This is a genomic window from Pseudonocardia sp. T1-2H, assembly GCF_038039215.1.
Classification (GTDB): domain Bacteria; phylum Actinomycetota; class Actinomycetes; order Mycobacteriales; family Pseudonocardiaceae; genus Pseudonocardia.
In genome coordinates, this window is sequence record NZ_JBBPCL010000001.1 from 5,545,778 (window position 1) to 5,564,578 (window position 18,801).

General features: G+C 74.4%; 17 protein-coding genes and 3 pseudogenes. 5 read left to right on the top strand and 15 right to left on the bottom strand.

The window, feature by feature from the left end; genetic code table 11:
• Positions 1-5: 5 nt before the first annotated feature.
• A pseudogene (locus WBK50_RS27290) lies at positions 6-663 on the bottom strand (response regulator transcription factor).
• A 55-nt stretch (positions 664-718) separates the two neighbouring features.
• Here WBK50_RS27290 and hisN point away from each other — a divergent pair.
• Both hisN and WBK50_RS27300 read left to right on the top strand, forming a co-directional pair.
• Positions 719-1,507: a histidinol-phosphatase gene (hisN, locus tag WBK50_RS27295; RefSeq protein WP_341338341.1), complete on the top strand. Its 789-nt coding sequence runs from the start codon at positions 719-721 to the stop codon at positions 1,505-1,507.
• 14 nt (positions 1,508-1,521) lie between these two features.
• Positions 1,522-2,001 (top strand): MaoC family dehydratase, encoded by a 480-nt coding sequence (locus WBK50_RS27300; protein WP_341338342.1) that lies wholly within the window; start codon positions 1,522-1,524, stop codon positions 1,999-2,001.
• Positions 2,002-2,068: 67 nt separating this feature from the next.
• Here the strand turns inward: WBK50_RS27300 and WBK50_RS27305 are convergent, their stop codons facing one another.
• The 4 genes and pseudogenes from WBK50_RS27305 to WBK50_RS27320 all read right to left on the bottom strand — a co-directional run.
• Positions 2,069-3,007: a hydroxymethylglutaryl-CoA lyase gene (locus WBK50_RS27305; protein ID WP_341338343.1), complete on the bottom strand. Its 939-nt coding sequence runs from the start codon at positions 3,005-3,007 to the stop codon at positions 2,069-2,071.
• On the bottom strand, positions 3,004-3,507 hold the full coding sequence (locus WBK50_RS27310; RefSeq protein WP_341338344.1) for a PH domain-containing protein: 504 nt from the start codon (positions 3,505-3,507) through the stop codon (positions 3,004-3,006). Before WBK50_RS27310 ends, WBK50_RS27305 begins: the two co-directional genes overlap by 4 nt.
• A 9-nt stretch (positions 3,508-3,516) precedes the next feature.
• Positions 3,517-3,681, bottom strand: coding sequence for a hypothetical protein (locus WBK50_RS27315; protein ID WP_341339516.1), 165 nt, complete (start codon positions 3,679-3,681; stop codon positions 3,517-3,519).
• A gap of 263 nt (positions 3,682-3,944) precedes the next feature.
• Positions 3,945-4,247 (bottom strand): annotated as a pseudogene (locus WBK50_RS27320) (biotin--[acetyl-CoA-carboxylase] ligase); the annotation flags it as partial.
• Positions 4,248-4,623: 376 nt separating this feature from the next.
• On the opposite strand from WBK50_RS27320, the gene WBK50_RS27325 reads away from it, so the two are divergent.
• Both WBK50_RS27325 and WBK50_RS27330 read left to right on the top strand, forming a co-directional pair.
• Entirely contained in the window at positions 4,624-6,261 is a 1,638-nt protein-coding gene (locus tag WBK50_RS27325) for an acyl-CoA carboxylase subunit beta (RefSeq protein ID WP_341338345.1), read from the top strand.
• Positions 6,258-6,509 (top strand): acyl-CoA carboxylase subunit epsilon, encoded by a 252-nt coding sequence (locus WBK50_RS27330; protein WP_341338346.1) that lies wholly within the window; start codon positions 6,258-6,260, stop codon positions 6,507-6,509. The genes WBK50_RS27325 and WBK50_RS27330 overlap by 4 nt, the downstream gene beginning before the upstream one ends.
• Before the next feature lie 601 nt (positions 6,510-7,110).
• Here the strand turns inward: WBK50_RS27330 and WBK50_RS27335 are convergent.
• Genes WBK50_RS27335 through WBK50_RS27350 form a run of 4 tightly spaced genes read right to left on the bottom strand, consistent with a single transcriptional unit; the run spans position 7,111 to position 10,775 of the window.
• Positions 7,111-7,680 carry a GTP-binding protein gene (locus WBK50_RS27335; RefSeq protein WP_341338347.1) on the bottom strand — a complete coding sequence of 190 codons (570 nt, stop codon included), beginning with the start codon at positions 7,678-7,680 and terminating at the stop codon, positions 7,111-7,113.
• Complete coding sequence (locus tag WBK50_RS27340) at positions 7,664-8,050, bottom strand: DUF742 domain-containing protein (RefSeq protein ID WP_341338348.1); 387 nt, start codon at positions 8,048-8,050, stop codon at positions 7,664-7,666. Before WBK50_RS27340 ends, WBK50_RS27335 begins: the two co-directional genes overlap by 17 nt.
• Before the next feature lie 2 nt (positions 8,051-8,052).
• Entirely contained in the window at positions 8,053-8,454 is a 402-nt protein-coding gene (locus tag WBK50_RS27345; protein ID WP_341338349.1) for a roadblock/LC7 domain-containing protein, read from the bottom strand.
• Positions 8,451-10,775, bottom strand: a complete 2,325-nt coding sequence (locus tag WBK50_RS27350; protein WP_341338350.1) for an ATP-binding protein — start codon at positions 10,773-10,775, stop codon at positions 8,451-8,453. The genes WBK50_RS27345 and WBK50_RS27350 overlap by 4 nt, the downstream gene beginning before the upstream one ends.
• Before the next feature lie 718 nt (positions 10,776-11,493).
• Between WBK50_RS27350 and WBK50_RS27355 the strand changes: the two genes are divergently transcribed.
• Entirely contained in the window at positions 11,494-13,089 is a 1,596-nt protein-coding gene (locus WBK50_RS27355) for an enoyl-CoA hydratase-related protein (protein ID WP_341338351.1), read from the top strand.
• Between the two features lie 43 nt (positions 13,090-13,132).
• Here WBK50_RS27355 and WBK50_RS27360 read toward each other — a convergent pair whose 3' ends face one another.
• The 6 genes and pseudogenes from WBK50_RS27360 to WBK50_RS27385 form a co-directional block, all read right to left on the bottom strand.
• On the bottom strand, positions 13,133-13,867 hold the full coding sequence (locus WBK50_RS27360) for a GntR family transcriptional regulator (RefSeq protein WP_341338352.1): 735 nt from the start codon (positions 13,865-13,867) through the stop codon (positions 13,133-13,135).
• A 70-nt stretch (positions 13,868-13,937) separates the two neighbouring features.
• On the bottom strand, positions 13,938-14,882 hold the full coding sequence (locus WBK50_RS27365; RefSeq protein ID WP_341338353.1) for an ROK family protein: 945 nt from the start codon (positions 14,880-14,882) through the stop codon (positions 13,938-13,940).
• A complete protein-coding gene (gene nagB, locus WBK50_RS27370) occupies positions 14,883-15,665 on the bottom strand; it encodes a glucosamine-6-phosphate deaminase (protein ID WP_341338354.1) in 783 nt (260 codons plus the stop codon).
• A 166-nt stretch (positions 15,666-15,831) separates the two neighbouring features.
• A pseudogene (locus WBK50_RS35435) lies at positions 15,832-16,863 on the bottom strand (N-acetylglucosamine-6-phosphate deacetylase); the annotation flags it as partial.
• Positions 16,860-18,530 carry a phosphoenolpyruvate--protein phosphotransferase gene (gene ptsP / locus WBK50_RS27380; RefSeq protein WP_341338356.1) on the bottom strand — a complete coding sequence of 557 codons (1,671 nt, stop codon included), beginning with the start codon at positions 18,528-18,530 and terminating at the stop codon, positions 16,860-16,862. The pseudogene WBK50_RS35435 and the gene ptsP, both read right to left, overlap by 4 nt.
• The gene (locus WBK50_RS27385) at positions 18,530-18,796 is read right to left on the bottom strand and encodes an HPr family phosphocarrier protein (protein WP_341338357.1); all 267 of its coding nucleotides are present in this window, start codon (positions 18,794-18,796) and stop codon (positions 18,530-18,532) included. Before WBK50_RS27385 ends, ptsP begins: the two co-directional genes overlap by 1 nt.
• Positions 18,797-18,801 lie beyond the last annotated feature (5 nt).

An 18,801-nucleotide genomic window follows, 5' to 3' on the forward strand; every position in this document is an offset into this window, starting at 1 on the left:
CCGGTTCAGTCGTGGTTGAAGCGGAAGCCGACACCGCGGACGGTCGCGATCCGGCGCTCCCCACCGATCTTGCGACGCAGCCACGACATGTGCATGTCCAGCGTCTTCGACGTCTTCATGTCCGGGTCGTTCCAGACCTCACGGAGGATCTCCTCCCGCGTCACGACCTGCCCGGAGCGCAGCATCAGCACCCGCAGCAGCTCGAACTCCTTGTTCGCGAGGGCGATCTCCTGGCCGTCGACGAGCACACGGCGGCCGGAGAAGCTCCATCCGCACGCCGCCCACGTCGACCGTCTCGGGGGTGAGCCGGCGCAGCAACGCCCGGACCCGGGCCAGCAGCTCCGCGAGCCGGAACGGCTTGCCGACGTAGTCGTCCGCGCCCGCGTCCAGCCCGACGACGAAGTCCACCTCGTCGGTGCGGGCGGTCAGCATGAGAACCGGCAGGTCCGGGAAGTCCGGCCGCATCCGCCGGCAGACCTCGAGGCCGTCCATCCCGGGCAGACCGAGGTCGAGCACGAGGAGGTCGACGCCTCCCTCCCGGACACGGTCGAGCGCGACGATGCCGTCCGGGGCGACGGCGACCTCGTAGCCCTCGCGCTGCAGGGCCCTGGAGAGCGGCTCCGCGATGGCGGCGTCGTCCTCGGCCAACAAGACCGTGGTCACGTCGGGAGCTTATGCCTTGCGTTGTGTGGCGGGGGTGGTGGCAAGGTTCTCGGACGTGAGCGACCACCCGGATCTCGACCTCGCCCTGCAGCTCGCGGACATCGCGGACGCGATCACGCTCCCCCGGTTCCGCGCCGCGGACCTGAGGGTGACGACGAAGCCGGACCGCACCCCGGTCACGGACGCGGACACCGCGGCCGAGGACGCCCTGCGCGCCGCGCTCGCCGGGGAGAGCCCGGGGGACGCGGTGCTCGGCGAGGAGCGCGGCGGCTCCGAGCTGCCCGCGAGCGGCCGCGGCTGGGTGATCGACCCGATCGACGGCACCAAGGCCTTCTCCCGCGGCCTCCCGGTCTGGGCGACGCTGATCGCGCTGACCGTCCACGGGACGGCGACGGTCGGGGTCGCCAGCGCGCCCGCGCTCGGCCGGCGCTGGTGGGCAGCCGTGGGCGCCGGGGCCTGGACCAGCGATCTTCGCGGCGCCCCCCGGCGGATCGCGGTGTCCGGGGTGGCCGAGCTCGGCGACACCCTCGTCTCGACGACGAACCTGAACAGCTTCCGCTCCCTCGGCATGCTCGACGGCTGGCTCGCGCTCCTGGACCAGTGCTGGGAGACCCGCGCGTACGGCGACTTCTGGCAGCACTGCCTGGTCGCCGAGGGTGCCGTGGACCTCGCCGTCGAGCCGGTCGCGAGCGAGTGGGACCTCGCGGCGCTGCAGCCGATCGTCGAGGAGGCCGGCGGGCGGTTCACCGACCTGCTCGGGAAGCAGGGGTACGCGGGCGGGAACGCGATGGCGTCCAACGGCCTGGTCCACGACGCCGCGGTGGCTGCCCTGGGTGCGCCCTGAGCTACCGTCGGCCCATGCCGGAGATCGCCTTCGAGGACCTCACCGCCGGACGGGTCTTCGACCTCGGGACCGTCACCGTCGACACCGACGAGATGGTCGCCTTCGCCCGCCGGTTCGACCCGCAGCCCTTCCACCTCGACGAGACGGCCGGCAAGGAGTCGATCTTCGGTCGGCTCGCCGCCTCCGGCTGGTACACCGCCGGCCTGTGGATGCGGCTCTACGTCGACGAGATCCTCCTGCGCTCGACTGCCCTGGGCTCGCCGGGCGGGGACGAGGTCGCCTGGCCCGCGCCGGTGTTCGGCGGCGACGTGCTGACCGGGAAACTGGAGATCGTCGAGGCGCGGCGCTCGCGGAGCAAGCCGTGGATCGGGCTGATCACGCTGCGGGCGTGGATGTATCGCGGGGACCCGGCGGACCGGGACATCGTCTACCGGGCCCGGTTCACCGGGATGTTCGGGAGCCGGGACCAGGCACCGCCCGCCCAGCAGCCCTGACCTCGCGTCTTCGGCGCCCGGGCGCGGTCGGCGGTGCCGGTGCACCACTCAGCGCGGGCGAGCGGCGTCAGCCGCCGGAGAGCGCCTTCACCACCCGCGAGGGCGAGGGCCGCCCGAGCCGGCCGGCCATCCACACGCTCGTCTCCACCAGCGCCTCCAGGTTCGCGCCGTGGCTGATCTCCAGCCCGTCGAGCATCCACACGAGGTCCTCGGTCGCCAGGTTGCCGGTGGCGGACCTCGCGTACGGACAGCCCCCGAGCCCGCCCGCGGACGAGTCCACGGTGGTCACCCCCCGGCGAAGCGCGGCGAGGGTGTTGGCCAGGGCCTGGCCGTAGGTGTCGTGGAAGTGCACCGCGATGGCGTCGACGGGCACCCCGCCGGCCACGCACGCGTCGATCACGGCCTCGGCGTGCCCGGGCGTCCCGGTGCCGATCGTGTCCCCCAGGGAGAGCTGGGAGCAGCCCATCTCCATCAGCCGGCGCCCGACGGCGGCGACCTGCGCGGGCTCGACGGCCCCCTCCCACGGGTCCCCGAACGCCATCGAGACGTACGCGCGGACGCGCAGCCCGGCGTCCCGCGCCCGCTTCACCACGGGGGAGAACATGCCGAACTGCTCGTCGAGGCTGCGGTTGAGGTTCTTGTTCGCGAACGTCTCGGTGGCGCTGGCGAACACGGCGATGTGGTCCACTCCGGACTCCAGCGCGCGGTCCAGGCCGCGGTCGTTGGGGACGAGGACGGGATAGTCGACGCCCTCGCGTCGCTCCAGGAGGTCCAACAGCTCGGCGGCGTCGGCCAGCTGGGGCACCCACTTCGGGTGCACGAAGCTCGTCGCCTCGAGGGTGGTGAGCCCGGCGTCCGCGAGCCGGTTCAGGAACTCCGCCTTCACCGCGACGGGGACGACGGCCTTCTCGTTCTGCAGCCCGTCCCGCGCGCCGACCTCGTAGATCGTCACGTGTGCGGGCAGCCCCTGCGTGGAGACGGGCATCGGGAGCGCTCTGGTCGTCATCGTCGGCAACCTCCTGGTAGATCGTCGTCCGTCTCCTGGTAGAGCAGGGCGTGCACCCGCTCGACGCCGGGCACGTCGTGGAACTCCAACGGCTCGTCGGAGCCGGACTCGATGACCAGGGTGCCGCAGCCGAGCACGCGTTCGAGCACGGTGTGCCGGAACTGGACGGAGTTCACCCGCGTCATCGGGATGTCGATGCCCTGCCGGGACAGCACGCCCTCGCGGACCAGCACGCGTCGCGTCGTCACGACGAAGTGCGTGGTGCGCCACCGGACCAGCGGCACGAGGGTGAGCCACACGATCAGGACCACGCCGACGACCGCGAGCGCGATCCACGCGATCCCGGCCCAGCTCTGCGCGCTCACCAGCGCCGCGAGGAACGCGCCGAGACCCACTGTGGCCAGGAAGACCAGTACCGGGACGAGCAGCATCTTCCAGTGCGGGTGCTTGTGGACCACCACCCGCTCGCCCTCGACGAGCAGATCATCCGGGTAGGGCATCGCGCCAATCTAGTCGGCGGCGGGGGCGTCGTCCTGGGGCCGGTCGGCGGGTCGCAGGTGCACGATGTCCCCGGCCGCGATCGCGCGGCGGTGCCCGTCGTGCTCCATGACGAGCAGGTGCCCGGACGGGTCGACGTCCTCGGCCATCCCGACGACGGCCGCGCCACCGGGCATCTCCACCCGCACCTCCGAGCCGAGGCTGAGGCAGCCGGCCCGGTAGTCCGCGCGCAGCCCGCTCGCGTCGGCGTCCCCGCCGGCGTCCCGCCAGACGGCCTCGCGCTCCCCGAGGTGGGTGAGCAGCGCGACGAGCAGGGCGGACCGGTCGACGGGAAACCCCTCCGCGGCGAACGACGTCGCCCCGGGGGCAGATCGGCCTCCGCGTAGTCCACGTTGATCCCCATCCCGAGGACGACGCCCGGACCGCCCCCGGACACCGACGTCATCTCGGCGAGGATGCCCGCACCCTTGCGCCGCTGCGGCCCGAGCAGCAGGTCGTTGGGCCACTTCATCCCGGCGGCCAGCTCCGGTGCGAGCTCGCGCACCGCGTCGAGCAGGGCGACGCCGGCGAGCATCGGGATCCAGCCCAGCCGCTCGGCGGGCACCCCCTCCGGCCTCCACAGCACGCTGACCGCGATCCCGGAGCCGCGGGGGGACTCCCATCTCCGGTCGAGCCGTCCACGGCCCGCCTGCTGGTGCTCCGTCACGAGGACGGAGCGGTCGGGAGCGCCCTCGACGGCCATCCGGGCCAGGTCCGCGTTCGTGGAACCGGTCGCCTCGACGACGTCGAGCCGGGCCCACCGACCCGCGGGTCCGAGCAACGCGAGCCGCAGCGCGTGCGGGTCGTAGGAGACCGCCGGCGCGGCACCGGGCGGGGGTTCGGACGAGGTCACGGGTCGGACCGTATCCCTGTGACGGCGTTTCCTCCGGCCGGAGCACCCGACCGGGACGACGGACGGACGGCCGCGGTCGCCGGGTGAGCGCACCGGCCGGACGAGCGCCGACGACCGCGACCGGTCGTCCGGTCACGGACTCGACCCGATCGTGCGCGGCGAACGTGACGCAGACCGCTCCGGCACCGGCGCGCCCCGTGTTTCCGCCGGGTTAGGCTCCCGAGCCATGAGCGCTGCAACGGAGCCGATGGGGGACCCGTCGAACGCCCCGGACGTCGAGCCGGACGTGCACACGACGGCCGGGAAGCTTGCCGATCTCTACAAGCGGTTCGAGGGGGCGCTGCCCTCGGACGACGCCGCCGAGCGCCAGCACGCCAAGGGCCGGCAGACTGCCCGTGAGCGTGTCGACCAGCTGCTGGACCCGGGCTCGTTCGTCGAGCTGGACGCGCTGGTCCGGCACCGGTCCACGAACTTCGGGATGCAGGAGAAGCGCCCGTTCGGCGACGGCGTCGTCACCGGGACCGGGACCATCGACGGCCGGCCGGTCGCGGTGTTCAGCCAGGACGCCACGGTGTTCGGGGGCTCGCTGGGCGAGGTCTACGGCGAGAAGATCGTCAAGGTCATGGACCTGGCCGCGAAGATCGGCTGCCCGGTCGTCGGGATCAACGACGGCGGTGGCGCGCGCATCCAGGAGGGCGTCGTCGCGCTCGGCCTCTACGGCGAGATCTTCGTCCGCAACGTGCGGGCCTCCGGCGTCATCCCGCAGATCTCGCTGATCATGGGCCCGTCGGCCGGCGGCGCGGTGTACTCCCCCGCGCTCACGGACTTCACGGTCATGGTCGACGAGACCAGCCACATGTTCATCACCGGCCCGGACGTGATCAAGACCGTCACCGGTGAGGACGTGGACATGGAGGAGCTCGGCGGCGGCCGGGCCCACAACTCCAAGTCCGGTGTCGCGCACTACCTCGGCAGCGACGAGGAGGACGCGATCAACTACGTCAAGGAGCTGCTCGGCTTCCTGCCGTCGAACAACCTGTCCGAGCCGCCGGTCTTCCCGGCCTCCGAGCCCGTCGACGGGTCCATCGAGGACGGCATCACGGACACGGACCGCGAGCTCGATTTGATCGTCCCGGACTCGGCGAACACCCCCTACGACATCCGCGAGGTCATCAACCGCGTCGTCGACGAGGAGGACTTCCTCGAGGTCCAGGAGCTCTGGGCACCGAACATCGTGACCGGCTTCGCACGGATCGAGGGGCGCAGCGTCGGCATCGTCGCGAACCAGCCCACCCAGTTCGCCGGCTGCCTGGACATCGACGCGTCGGAGAAGGCGGCGCGCTTCGTCCGCACCTGCGACGCGTTCAACATCCCCATCCTGACCTTCGTCGACGTCCCGGGCTTCCTGCCGGGCACGGAGCAGGAGTGGAACGGCATCATCCGCCGCGGCGCGAAGCTCATCTACGCCTACGCCGAGGCGACGGTCCCGAAGGTCACCGTGATCACCCGCAAGGCCTACGGCGGCGCGTACGACGTCATGGGGTCCAAGCACCTCGGGGCGGACGTCAACATCGCCTGGCCGACCGCGCAGATCGCGGTGACGGGCGCGCAGGGTGCGGTGAACATCCTGTACCGCAAGGAGCTCAAGGGCCTGGAGGGCGACGAGCTCGCCGCCAAGCGGGCGGAGCTGCAGCAGGAGTACGAGGACACCCTCTGCAACCCCTACATCGCCGCGGACCGCGGGTACATCGACGCGGTCGTGCCGCCGTCGCACACCCGGGGGTACGTGGGCCGGGCGCTGCGGATGCTGCAGACCAAGCGCGAGGTGGGTCCGGCGCGCAAGCACGGGAACATCCCGCTGTGAGCTCGGATCAGGTTTCCGAAGAGCCGACCCCGGAGGAGCGCCGCGCGCTCTTCCGGGTCGTGCGCGGCGAGCCGACGGACGAGGAACTGGCGGCGCTGACGGTCGTCATCGCAGCGGCCGCCTCGGCCGGCGGCCCCCCGCCGGCCAAGCCGCGCGACCTCTGGTCGGAGCCGGCGTCGCTCCTGCGCACGCCGCTCCCGCCGACCCCGGGCCCCGGCGCCTGGAAGGCCTCGGCCCTCCCCCGCTGACCCGGCCCCACCCCGGCCCTGCGCCTCTGCAGTGGGCCGGGGTGCCCGCGGTGGGGCCGTACGCGCCCGCGAGTCGGGGACTCGGGCCGCGCGAGTCGCGCTCTGAGACCAGGCGAGTCGCGCTCTGAGACCAGGCGAGTCGGGGTCTGGAGCCTGGCGATTCGAGGTCCCCGACCTGCGAGCGGCGGACCGGAGGCGAGGGAGCGGGTCAGCTGGGTGGCCGGCGGCGGAGCCGCCGGTTCCAGCGGGCAACGCTCTTCTCGAGCGGAACCATCCCGGCGGCCGCGGCCCGAGGGTGGAGCCTGGGTGGAAGATCACGGTCTCGGGAGCAGCAACGACGCTGGAGGTTGGTCCTGCTCCCTGAATCGCGATCATGACGGCGCGGCCGCTGCCATGATCACGATTCGGGCGGCCTCAGGTCGCGACTCGCGGGCTTCCAGACGGCGACTCGCGGAGCCGCAGAGCCCGACTCACGGGCCCCAGGCCCCGACTCGCCTCGTCCTGAACCCCGGCTCGCGGGGCTTCAGAGCGCGACTCGCCTGGTCCTGAGCCCCGACTCGCGGGGCCTCAGAGCGCGGCGCCCCAGGTCCCGACTCGCCGGTCAGGTGGGGACGGGGGCGGTGCGGGAGAGGGCGTGCTCCACGAGCCTCACCAGCAGCGCGAGGCCCGAGGAGGCCTCGCGGGCGTCGATCCACTGCACCGGGGTCTCCGGACTGAGCGCGAGTGCGTCCCGGACGGCCTCCTCGTCGTGGTCGTTCGCACCCGGGAACGTGTTGACCCCGATGACGTACGGGATCCGGCGGTTCTCGAAGTAGTCGATCGCGGGGAAGCATTCGTCGACCCGGCGCAGGTCGACCAGGACGAGCGCGCCGACGGATCCCCGGGACAGCTCGTCCCACATGAACCAGAACCGCGACTGCCCGGGCGTGCCGAACAGGTAGAGGATCAGCGAGTCGTCGACCGTGATCCGGCCGAAGTCCATCGCGACCGTGGTCGTCCGCTTGTCCGGCACCGCGCGGGTGTCGTCCACGCCGACCGACGTCTCGGTCATCTGCTGCTCGGTGAGCAGCGGCTCGATCTCCGACAGCGCGCGGACCAGCGTCGTCTTGCCGACGCCGAATCCGCCCGCCACCAGGATCTTCAACGGGTAGAGCTCAGACCGATCGCGCACGAAGCCCCTCCAACAACCTCTCCAGGATCTCCGGCCCCGGCGTGCCGTCCGCGGTGACCTGCGGCAGGTGCACGGCCACGTAGCCCGCATCCGCCAGGTCGCCGACCAGCACCCGCGCCACTCCTACGGGCACCTGCAGCACCGCCCCGAGCTCGACGATCGACACCGGGGCCGCCGCGAGCTGCAGGATCGTCCGGTACTCGAGGTGCAGGTTCTCCGCCCATCGGCCCGCGTCGGTCACGGTGACCAGCGCCTCCACCGGGAGGGCCGCTCCCGCCGACCGGGTCCGCCCGCCGGTGACCGCGTACACCGGGACGACCCGACCGGCGGGCTGCCTGCCGTGCCGGCCGTCCTCGGCTGCTCCGCGCACCGCTAACGGCCCGCAGGCTGGCGCGGCGCGGGATCGAGCGCGTGCCCGACCCGTGCCGCCAGCAACGTCATCTCGTAGCCGACCATGCCGATGTCGCAGTGCCGGTCCGCGTGCACGGCCAGCGTGGCGCCCCGGCTGACGGCGGTGACGAAGAGGTAGCCGCCCTCCATCTCGAGGATGGTCTGGGTGACCGCCCCCGAGCCGAGCAGGGTCGCGGTGCCCGACGCGAGGCTGATCAGCCCCGACGCCGCGGCGGAGAGCTGGTCCCCCAGCGTCTCGCCGACGCCCGGCGAGAGCGCCAGGCAGAGGCCGTCGCCGGATACGACGACGGCGTTGCGCACCCCGGGCACGTCCCTGGTGAACTCGACGAGCAGCCAGTCCAGCCGGCCTGTCGATGCGCTCATGTCCGTGTCCTCCCGTTGTCGTCGGTCATCTCGGCGGTCCTGGTGGACCGCTGGGCGTGCAGGTCTCGGTCCGCGGCGGCCTGGGCCGCCTGCCTGCTCGCCTGGTAGCGCGACAGGGCCTGCGCCGCGGAGGGGCTGGGGCTCGCCGCCGCGGGCGACGGGGCGGCCGTCGACTGCTCGGGCACCCTCAGCTCCGGGGCGAGGCTCGCCTGCGGGACGCGGCGCCGAAGGCCCGTCCGGCCGGCCTCCGACTCCGCCCCCGCTGCGGTCGAGGGCGCGGTGCGGGGGGCCGGGATACCGGTGTCCTGCCCGGCCTCGGGCCGCGGGGTCGGGATGCCGGGGTCACGCCGCGCCGAAGGCGAGGGCCGGGGGGACGAGGAGGCGGGCGGCGAACCGTTGCCGTTCGACGTGTGCCCGCTCGCGCTGTGCCCGTTCGCGCCGTGTCCGTTCGCGCTGTGTCCGTTCACGCTGTGTCCGTTCACGCTGTGTCCGTTCACGCCGTGTCCGTTCGCACTCCCACTCGGGCCCCGCGAGCCGTTCGGACCGGGCTCGTGCCCGTTCGTCCCGTACGCCGCGAACCCGGCCTTGCCCACGGCATCCGTCCCAGCGGGCGGCTCCCACCAGCCCGTCCAACCGGGGCGACCGGGCTGTGCACCCGGGACGCCGAACGCGGTGCCGAAGGCGGCGTCCACGCCGGAGTCCCTGCGCGTCGGCAGCCCGTCCGAGCGCGGATCCGGGTCGACCGGCCCGCCCGGGCGGGCCTCGACGGCCCGGGGCGACGGTGCGGTCCAGACGGTCTCCGGAGCCGGGACCCGCGCCGGGGCCGGGGCGTCGAGCCCGGCGAGCGACTCGCCGGAGGCGAGCACGCCGCGGGCCGAGTAGGCGCCACCGGCGACGGGCGCGGCTTCCCGCGAGCGGTCGAGCCGCACGGTCCTGTCGAGCTGGGGAGCACGGTCGAGCTCGGGGACGCCGTACTGCGCGGAGTGGTCCTGCGCCGGGACTGCGTCGAAGGGATCGATCCCGAAGTCCTCCGGGCTCTCGTTCCCCTCGTCGACGAACAGCGCCGCCGGCACGATCACGACGGCCGTCAGGCCGGACCCGGGCGTGGCCCCGAGCGAGACCTCGATCTTGTGCCGGGCCGCGAGCCGCGCGACGACGTGGAAGCCCAGGCGCTGCGACACCGACAGGTCGACCTCGCGGGGGCGCAGCAGCAGTTCGTTCGCCGTGGCCAGCTCCTCCTCCGGCATTCCGACGCCCCAGTCCTCGACCGTCAGCACCTGGCCGCCGGACTCGACGCGGTTGGGCCGGGACCGGATGGTGACCACGGTGTCCGGCGGGGAGAACCGCACGGCGTTCTCGGTGAGCTCGGCGACGAGGTGCGTGAGGTCCGCGACGCTGTGCCCGGCCACGGCGAGCCGGTCGTCGACGGCGAACTCGACCCGGTCCAGGTCCTCGGTCTCGGCGATCGCGGCCCGCACGACGTCCCGCAGGGACACCGGGGCCGACCAGACGCGCGGGGGCTGCTCGCCGGAGAGCACCAGCAGGCTCTCCGCGTTGCGCCGCACCCGAGTGGCGAGGTGGTCCAGCTTGAACAGCTCGGCGAGCGCGTCGGGGTCGCGCTCCTTCTCCTCGAGCTGGTTGATGATGTCGAGCTGCCGGTAGAGCATGCTCTGGTTGCGTCGCGCCAGGTTGACCAGCATGTCCGAGGTGAACTGCTGGCGGCCGATCTCGGCGTCCGCGAGGACGAGGTCGCGCCCCATCTCCTCCTTGGCGGACTGCTCGTCCTCGGTGATCCGCCAGAAGATGACCATGCCGACGCAGGCGAACAGCACCGCGACACCGTGGATGGCCGACCAGAGCCACGGGTTCTGCTGCGCGGCCGGGTGGTTGAAGATCAGCTGGCTGTAGAAGATCGTGCCGAAACCGTGGCTGACCACGACGAACAGCACGTTCCAGAGGAACGGCACCCAGTCCTGGTACAGCGCGATGAAGCCGATGATGATGAAGAAGTGGAAGTGGGCCTCGATCATCCCGCCGGTCAGCCCGACGAGGGCGGCCGAGCAGTAGACCAGGCCGCCCGTGACGAGCGACGACGCCAACCGCCGCTGACCGGCGAGGAGGTGGCCGCCCGCGAGCAGCACCAGGACCGGCACCAGCGACAGCAGGGTCACCGACACGGGCCTGCCCAGCCCCGCGCCGATCACGAACAGTCCCGGCACGTGCGCCAGAAGCACCCACTCCAGCAGCCGATGACGTCGCGTCCAGGCGGCGTCGTCGAGCGTGTTGCCCTTGGGCAACCACGCGGTCAGCTTCGTCAACACTCGGTCCGCACCTCTCTCGATCCGGTCTGGGGAGCCGGACTGGCGTCACGACCCAGCCCGGCGCGCTGCCCCGATCGGGGGACCCGCAGGACGTTCCATTCGCCGTGAGTCCGGAAAGCTACACGGACGGTGCAGACGATATGACTCGATCGTGGAGACGTAGCGCGGGAGGTGCGAGCCGCGGCCGATCGCCGCGAACCACCGACCGCTCGGCCCACGAACGGTCCTCGGAGACCCGGCGTGTCGCGCGCCGAGCCGCGGAACCCCCGCGGCGGCTCTCCGCTCGACGTCCCCAGGTAACCATCGGGCGACAGATTGTGACCATTTGGCGACATCGTGCAGATCCCACCGTTCCGATCTCGCCGTTCGAGCGTCGGTAACACCCCGGGCACCTGGGCCGTAGTCGCGACGAGCGCCCGCATACCCCCGGACGGTCACGTCGTGCTCGGCCACTCGGCCGAGCGTGAAACTCAGATTCGGTGGGTAGCGTCGGCGAGCGCCGCGGTTCCCCGTTCGAGACACCGATCGCGGCACCCCGGGCGCGACGCAGTGCCCGGGCCTGCGGCTTCCCCTCGTCCCCCGGAGTACTGCGTGAAGATCCTCCTGCTCTGTTCCGCGTTCAACGGCCTCACCCAACGCGTGTGGACGGAGCTTCCGGGAGGACGGACACACCCTCGACGTCCGGCTCGCCGGCAGCGAGGACGGCGTCCGTCGTGCCGTGGCGGGCGCGGAACCGGACCTCGTGCTGTGCCCGTTCCTGAAGGACCGGGTGCCCGAGGACGTCTGGCGTCGCCACCGCGTCGTCGTGCTGCACCCGGGGCCGATGGGGGACCGTGGGCCGTCGTCCCTCGACTGGGCGATCACCGAGGACCTCCCCGTCTGGGGGGTCACCGCCCTGCAGGCGATCGAGGAGATGGACGCGGGCCCGATCTGGGGCACCCGCACGTTCGCGATGCCCCGCGAGGCGGACGGGCCCGCCCGCAAGAGCGCCGTCTACAACGGCCCGGTCACCGAGGCTGCCGTCGAGCTCGCCCGCGAGGTCGCCGCCAAGGCCGCCGACCCCGCCTTCGTCCCGCAGCCGCTCGTCGAGGGCGCTCCCGGCGTGATCGGGCGGCTCCGCCCCACCATGACCCAGGCGGACCGCACGTTCTCGTGGGCGGACCCGACCGCGCACGTCCTGCGCCGGATCCGGGCCGCGGACGGCGCACCCGGGGTGAGGACCGTCCTCGCGGGTGTCGAGCTGTTGGCGTACGACGCGATCCCGGGCGAGGCGCTGCCGGGCGAGCCGGGCACGATCGCGGCGCGGCGGCACGGGTCGGTGCTGGTCCGGACCGGGGACGGCGCGGTGTGGATCGGGCACGCGAAGGTGCCCCGCGGCATCAAGCTCCCGACGACCGCGGTGCTGGGCGAGCTGCTCGCCGGTGTCCCCGAGTCCCTCGACCACCCGATCACGCAGGGCCCGAGCCACGGCCCGCGCGAGATCGGCTACCGCCGCGTCGGCGAGGTGGGCGTGGTCCGGGCGGACCTCTACAACGGCGCGATGTCCGCGGGCCAGGGCCACCGGCTCGCCGCCGTGCTGCGGCACGCGGTCGCCCAGGACACGAAGGTCCTGGTGTTCGAGGCCGGCGAGACGTTCTCCAACGGCATCCACCTCAACGTCGCCGAGGCGGCGGCCCACCCCGCCGAGAGCTGGCGGAACATCAACGCGATCAACGACGTGTGCCGTGAGCTGATCACCTGCACGCACCAGCTCGTCGTCGCGGCGATCGGCGGGAACGCCGGCGCGGGCGGGGTCATGCTGGCGCTCGGTGCGGACCGGGTCGTCGCCGCCGCGGGCTCGGTGTTCAACCCGCACTACCGCAGCATGGGACTGACCGGCTCCGAGTACTGGACCTACGTGCTGCCCCGCCGGGTCGGGATCCGGGAGGCCGAGCGGCTCACCTCGGACTGCCTGCCCGTCGGCACGGCGGAGGCGCTCCGGATCGGGCTGGTCGACGAGGTGCTGACCGGAACGCGGGCGGAGTTCGACGCCGCGGTGCTCGACCTCGCGGCGCGGCTCGCGGCGGACCCGGACCTGCCCGCGCAGCTGGCCGCCAAGCAGGCCGGCCGGGCCGCGGACGAGCAGCGCCGCCCGCTCGAGGCCTACCGGATCCAGGAGCTCGCCGAGATGAGCCGGGACATGTTCGACGACCGGCACGGCTACGCCGGGGAGCGGCACGCCTTCGTCACCAAGGCGAGGAAGGACGAGCCGGGCTCGGTCCTCGCGCTGCCCCGCCAGCGGGACGAGCGCTCGGTGCGCGTGGTCGCCGTCTGACGGCACCCCTGCCGGCACGGGCCGGGCGGGCCGTGAGCCGCGGTCAGGAGTCCCCGCCGTCGAGGGCCATCTGCAGCTCGTACCGGTCCCCGCGGTAGCGGGACTGGCTGTGTTCCACCGCACGGCCCCCGCTGAACGACACCCGGTCGAACAGCAGGACGGGCCGCGACGGCGTGATCCCGAGCAGCACGGCGTACTCCTCGCCCGCCTCGGCGGCGGCGACGGTCTGCTCCGCGCGGTCGATCGGCAGCCGGTAGCGGTCCCGCAGCGTGTCGTAGATCGAGCGGCGCAGGTCGCAGCTGTCCAGGTCCGGCAGCAGGGCGGCGTTGTACCAGGCGTCGTCGACGGACATCGGCGCGCCGTCGGCGAGCCGTAGCCGGCGCACCCGGATGCACTCCTGGCCGGAGCGCAGGGACAGCGCGTTGATCGTGGCGACGGGTGGGACGGCGCGCTCCACCTCGAGGACGACGGTGGTGGGGGTCAGGCCGAGGCGGCGCATGTCCTCGTGGAAGGACGCGAGGTGCAGGCGGGACCGCGCGGTCCGGGTGGCGACGAACGTGCCCTTGCCGCGGACCCGCTCCAGCAGGCCCTCGCTGACCAGCTGCCCGATCGCCGCGCGCACCGTGATCCGGCTGACGCCGTGGTCGAGGCAGAGCTGGCGCTCGCTGGGGAACAGGTCCCCGGGCTCGAGGGTGTCCGTGGCGAGCTCGGCCAGGATGGTGCGGAGCTGCTCGTGCTTGGGCACCGCACCGTCGTGGATGCGGGCGGGCTGCGCCATGTCGACCTCCCGGGGACGAGCTGTGGCCGCGACCCGTACTGGTCATGACCACCGGTGACCGGTGCCGAGGTTACCCGCACCGGGACACGACCCTCCGCTTCGCCGTCCGCAGCGGGTCGCGGGCCACCAGTCCGGCTCCCACCACCCCGGCGCGGTCGCCGAACCCGGAGAGCACCACCGGCGGCGGCTCCCGCCAGGCCAGCCCGGCCGCGAGCGTGGCGCGCACGGGATCGGCGAGCAGCGGACCGGCCAGGGACAGTCCGCCCGCGAGGACGATCACGGCCGGGTCCAGCAGCGCGGTGGTGGCCACCAGGGCCCGGCCCAACGCCACGCAGGCCTCGGCCCAGAGCGCGCGGGCGAGCGGGTCGTCGTCGAGGCGGGAGACCAGCTCCGCCGCGGTCGGCCCCGGATCGGATCTCGCCGGGCCGGACCGGTCGCGGTACCGGCGGCGCAGGCCACCCGCCGAGGCGTAGGCCTCGGCGCAGCCGCGCTGCCCGCAGGCGCACGGCTCCCCGTCCGGGACGACGGGGATGTGCCCGAACTCGCCCGCCGCGCCCCGGGTACCGGTGACGACCCGGCCCCCGACCAGCAGGCCCGCCGCGAGCCCCGTCCCCGCCACCACCACGACGGCCTCGCCCACGGACCGGGCCGCGCCCAGCTCGGCCTCCGCCCGGCAGGCGGCGCGGACGTCGTGCTCGACGGTGACGGGCAGGCCCAGCCGGGCGGCGAGGACGGGGCCGAGCGGCAGGTCGTCGACGATCCCGAGGTTCGCGGCCCGCCGGACGACACCGGTCCCGGGCTCGACCACGCCGGGCACGGCGCAGCCGACGGCGCCGGTCCCGGGGGTGCGGAGGCCCCCGACGACCCGGGCGACGGCGTCGACGATCGCGGCCGGCCCGCCGCCGACCGGGGTGGGCAGCCGCACCGGAGCGGACGGGAGGCCGCGGGGGCCGACGAGGGAGGCCTTGATGCTGGTCCCCCCGATGTCGACCGCGACGACCTCGGCGAGAACCACCTAGTACCCCTGGCCGGCGGGCTTGTGCTCGTGGATCTCGCGGTAGAACTCCGCGTTCGCCAACCGGCCCGCGGCGGCCTCGTCGACCACCACGGTGGCGTGCGGGTGCAGCTGCAGGACCGACGCCGGGCAGGAGGCCGTGAGCGGCCCCTCGACGGCGGCGGCGACCGCCGCGGCCTTGTGCGCGCCGGACGCGGTCAGCACGAGGTGCTCGGCCCGGCTGATCGTGCCGAGCCCCTGGGTGAGGACGTGGCGCGGCACCTCGTTCGGGCCGTCGAAGAACCGGGCGTTGTCCGCGCGGGTCTGCCGGGTCAGCGTCTTGACGCGCGTCGCGGACGCGAGCGACGAGCCCGGCTCGTTGAACCCGAGGTGGCCGTTGGTGCCGATCCCGAGGATCTGCACCCGGATCGGACCCGCCGCGAGCAGCACGTTCTCGTAGTCCGCCGCGGCCGCCACCGGGTCCGGGCTCGTGCCGTCCGGGGAGTGCACGGCGCCGGGGTCGATGTCCACGTGGTCGGTCAGCTCGCGCCTGATCACCTGGCGGTAGGACTCCGGATGGTCCGCGGGCAGGCCCACGTACTCGTCGAGCAGGAAGGCGGCGGCACGGGCGAAGGACAGGCCCCCGACCCGGCAGCGGCGGATCAGCTCGCGGTAGGCGAGCAACGGGGACGAGCCGGTGGCGAGGCCCAGGTTGACCGGCTCGCCGCGCTGCAGGACCGCGGCCACGATGTCCGCGACGACGCGGCCGCCGTCGGCCGCGGTGGGGAGGATGACGACCTCCATGCTCAGACCGCCTTTCCGTGGAGGACCCGCTCCGCGGTGACCCGCCGGCCCGCCCGGAACACCTCGGCCGGGGCCAGGTCGTGGTCGGTGACGAGGACGTCCCCCGCCGGCCCGGGACGAGGTCCCCGATCTCGTGGTCGAGGCCGAGCAGCCGGGCCGGGGTGGCGGTGGCGGCGAGGACGGCGGCACCCAGCCCGACGCCGCTCCCCAGGACCACCTGGCGCAGGACGTCGACCAAGCGGGCGGTGCCGCCGGCGATCGAGCGGTCGGTACCCGCTCCCGCGAGCCGGGCCACCCGATCGACGACGTCGACGCGCATCGAACCCAGCGAGTACCCCCCGTCCGGCATCCCGGCCGCGGCCATGGCGTCGGTGACCAGCGCGATCCGTTCCGGGCCGACGAGGTCGAACACCATCGCGACCGTCTCGTCCGCGAGGTGGACCCCGTCCGCGACCAGCTCCACGACCATCTCGCCGCGACCCGCCGCCGCCAGGCACGCGGCGGCCGGGCCGGGCGCGCGGTGGTGCAGCTCGGGCATGCCGTTGAACAGGTGGGTCGCGCTCACCGTGGCGCCGCCGGCCTCGGCGATCGCCGCGGTGGTCCGGCCCGCCGCCGCGTCCGTGTGGCCGAGGCTGGGGAGCACGCCGTGCCGGACGAGGATCGCGAGCAGCTCGCGGTAGTGCGGGGTCTCCGGCGCCAGGGTCGTCGACGAGACCGTGCCGCCCGCGGCCTCGAGCAGGCGTTCCAGCAGGGCGGGGTCGCCGGGGATGATCGCCGCGGGGTCCTGGGCCCCGCACCGGGCGGCGGCCAGGAACGGCCCCTCCAGGTGGATCCCGGCGAGGCGGCCCGCGGTGACCAGCGGGGCGAGGGCCGCGACCCGCTCCAGCAGCGTGTCCGCCGGGGCGGAGACGAGGCTGCCGAGCAGGGTGGTCGTGCCGTGCGCCAGGTGATGGTCGACGGCGGCCTGCAGGCCCTCGTCGTCGGCCTCCGGGAAGCCGTGCCCGGCGGCGCCGTGGCAGTGCACGTCGACCAGCCCGGGCAGGACGTACCGGTCCGACGGCGGCGGCAGCGGCTCGGGGCCGGCCCAGGTCCCGGCCGGGCCGACCCAGGCGATGCGGTCCCCGTCGAGCGCGACCACGCCGTCCGGGACCGGACGGCCGCCCGCGACGACCGTCCCGCGCAGGAGGAGGGCGGTCATGCGCGCTCGTCCCGGAAGGCCCGGGCCGCGGCGCGGGCGGCCCCGGCGCCGCGCGCCGACCGGACACGTTCCGCGAGGCGCAGGCAGTCCAGCCGGGTGAACCGGGCGAGCTCGGCGTGCACCGCGGGCCGGGCCCGCGCGGCCGTCGACAGGCTGGTCGCGCCGAGCCCGACGAGGACGGCGGCGAGCAGCGGGTCCGCCGCCGCCTCCCCGCACACCCCGACCGGTCTCCCGGCTGCCCGGCCGGCCTCCCCGACCGCCGCGACGAGGTCCAGCAGCGCGGGCTGCCAGGGATCGAGCAGGTCGCCGAGGGCGCCCGACTGCCGGTCCGCCGCCATGACGTACTGGCCCAGGTCGTTCGTGCCGATGCTGACGAAGTCCACGACGTCCAGCAGCTCACGGGCCCGCAGCGCCGCCGCCGGGACCTCGATCATGACGCCGACCCGGGACAGCCCGAAGCCCCGCGCCCGGTCCGCGAACCGTGCGGCCTCCTCCGCCGTGGACACCATGGGCGCCATGACGTCGAGCTCGCGACCGGCCGCCTCCGCGGCGGCGGCCAGCGCGCGGAGCTGGTCGTCGAGCACCTCCGGGTGGGCCCGGGCCGTGCGCAGCCCGCGCACGCCCAGGGCCGGGTTCTCCTCCGGGCCGAGCGGGAGGAAGGGCAGCGGCTTGTCCGAACCGGCGTCCAGGGTGCGCACGACGACCCGGCGTTCCCCGAACGCCCGCAGCACCGCCGCGTAGGTCGCGGCCTGCTCGGCCTCGGTGGGCCGGTCCGCCCGCTTCGGGAACAGGAACTCGGTGCGGAAGAGCCCGACACCCTCGGTCGGGGTCATCGCGGCGAGCTCGGCGTCCGCCACGGTGCCGATGTTGCTCAGCAGCGCGACGGGGGTTCCGTCGGCGGTGTGTCCCGGCCCGGCGGCGGCCTCGGGCGCGGAGGTGGCCGGGACGGCCGCGGCCCCGGCGGGCGGGGCGAGCTGCACGGTGCCCGTCGTGCCGTCGAGCAGCACGAGGGTGCCTTCGGGGATCTGCGCGGACGCCGGGCAGCCGACGACCGCGGGGATGCCGAGCGCCCGGGCCAGGATCGCGGTGTGGCTGGTCGGCCCGCCCTCCTCGGTGAGCAGGCCGACGACGTCGCCGCCCGGGAGGGACGCAGTGTCCGCCGGGGAGAGGTCTCGGGCCGCCATGACGACCGGGTACCCCGGCGCCGGGATCCCGGGCATGGTGAGCCCGGTGAGCTGCGCGACCGTCCGGGCGCCGATGTCCCGCAGGTCCGCGACCCGTTCGGCGAGGTAGCCGCCGACCGCCTCGAGCCGCCCGCAGAACTCCTCGACGGCCAGCGTCACGGCGTGCCCGGTGGGCGCGCCGGCCGCCAGGTGCCGCTCGGCCGCGTCCGCCAGGGCCGGGTCGAGGGCCATCGCCGCGGTGGTGGTCAGGACGTCCGCGGAGACCCCCTCGGCGTTCCGGGCGCGGCGCTCGAGGTCCGCGGCCACCGCGGTGAGGGCCTCACGGACGCGACGGGCCTCGGCCGCCGGATCGACCCCCGCCGGGTCGTCCGGGGAGGTCACGACGGGCGGGCCGAGCCGGACGAGCGGGGCGCGGACCGCGCCGGGGCTGACCCCGCGACCGGCCACGACGCGGGCGGCGACCGCGGTGATCGGGGCCGCCATCAGGCGTCGAGGTCGGTCGCCAGCAGGGCGGCGAGCGAGTCGAGCGCGCCGTCGGCACCCTCCCCCTCCGCCGCCAGGGTGACCTCCTGGCCGCACTCGACGCCCAGGGTCATCACCCCGAGGACGCTGGCCGCGTTCACCGGGTCCTTGCCCGCGACGGCGAGGGTGACCTGGACGGACGCCGCCGCGGCGGCCCTGGTGAACACGGCGGCCGGGCGGGCGTGCAGCCCGACCCGGGACGCGACGGTGACGGTGCGCGAGGGCACGGTGG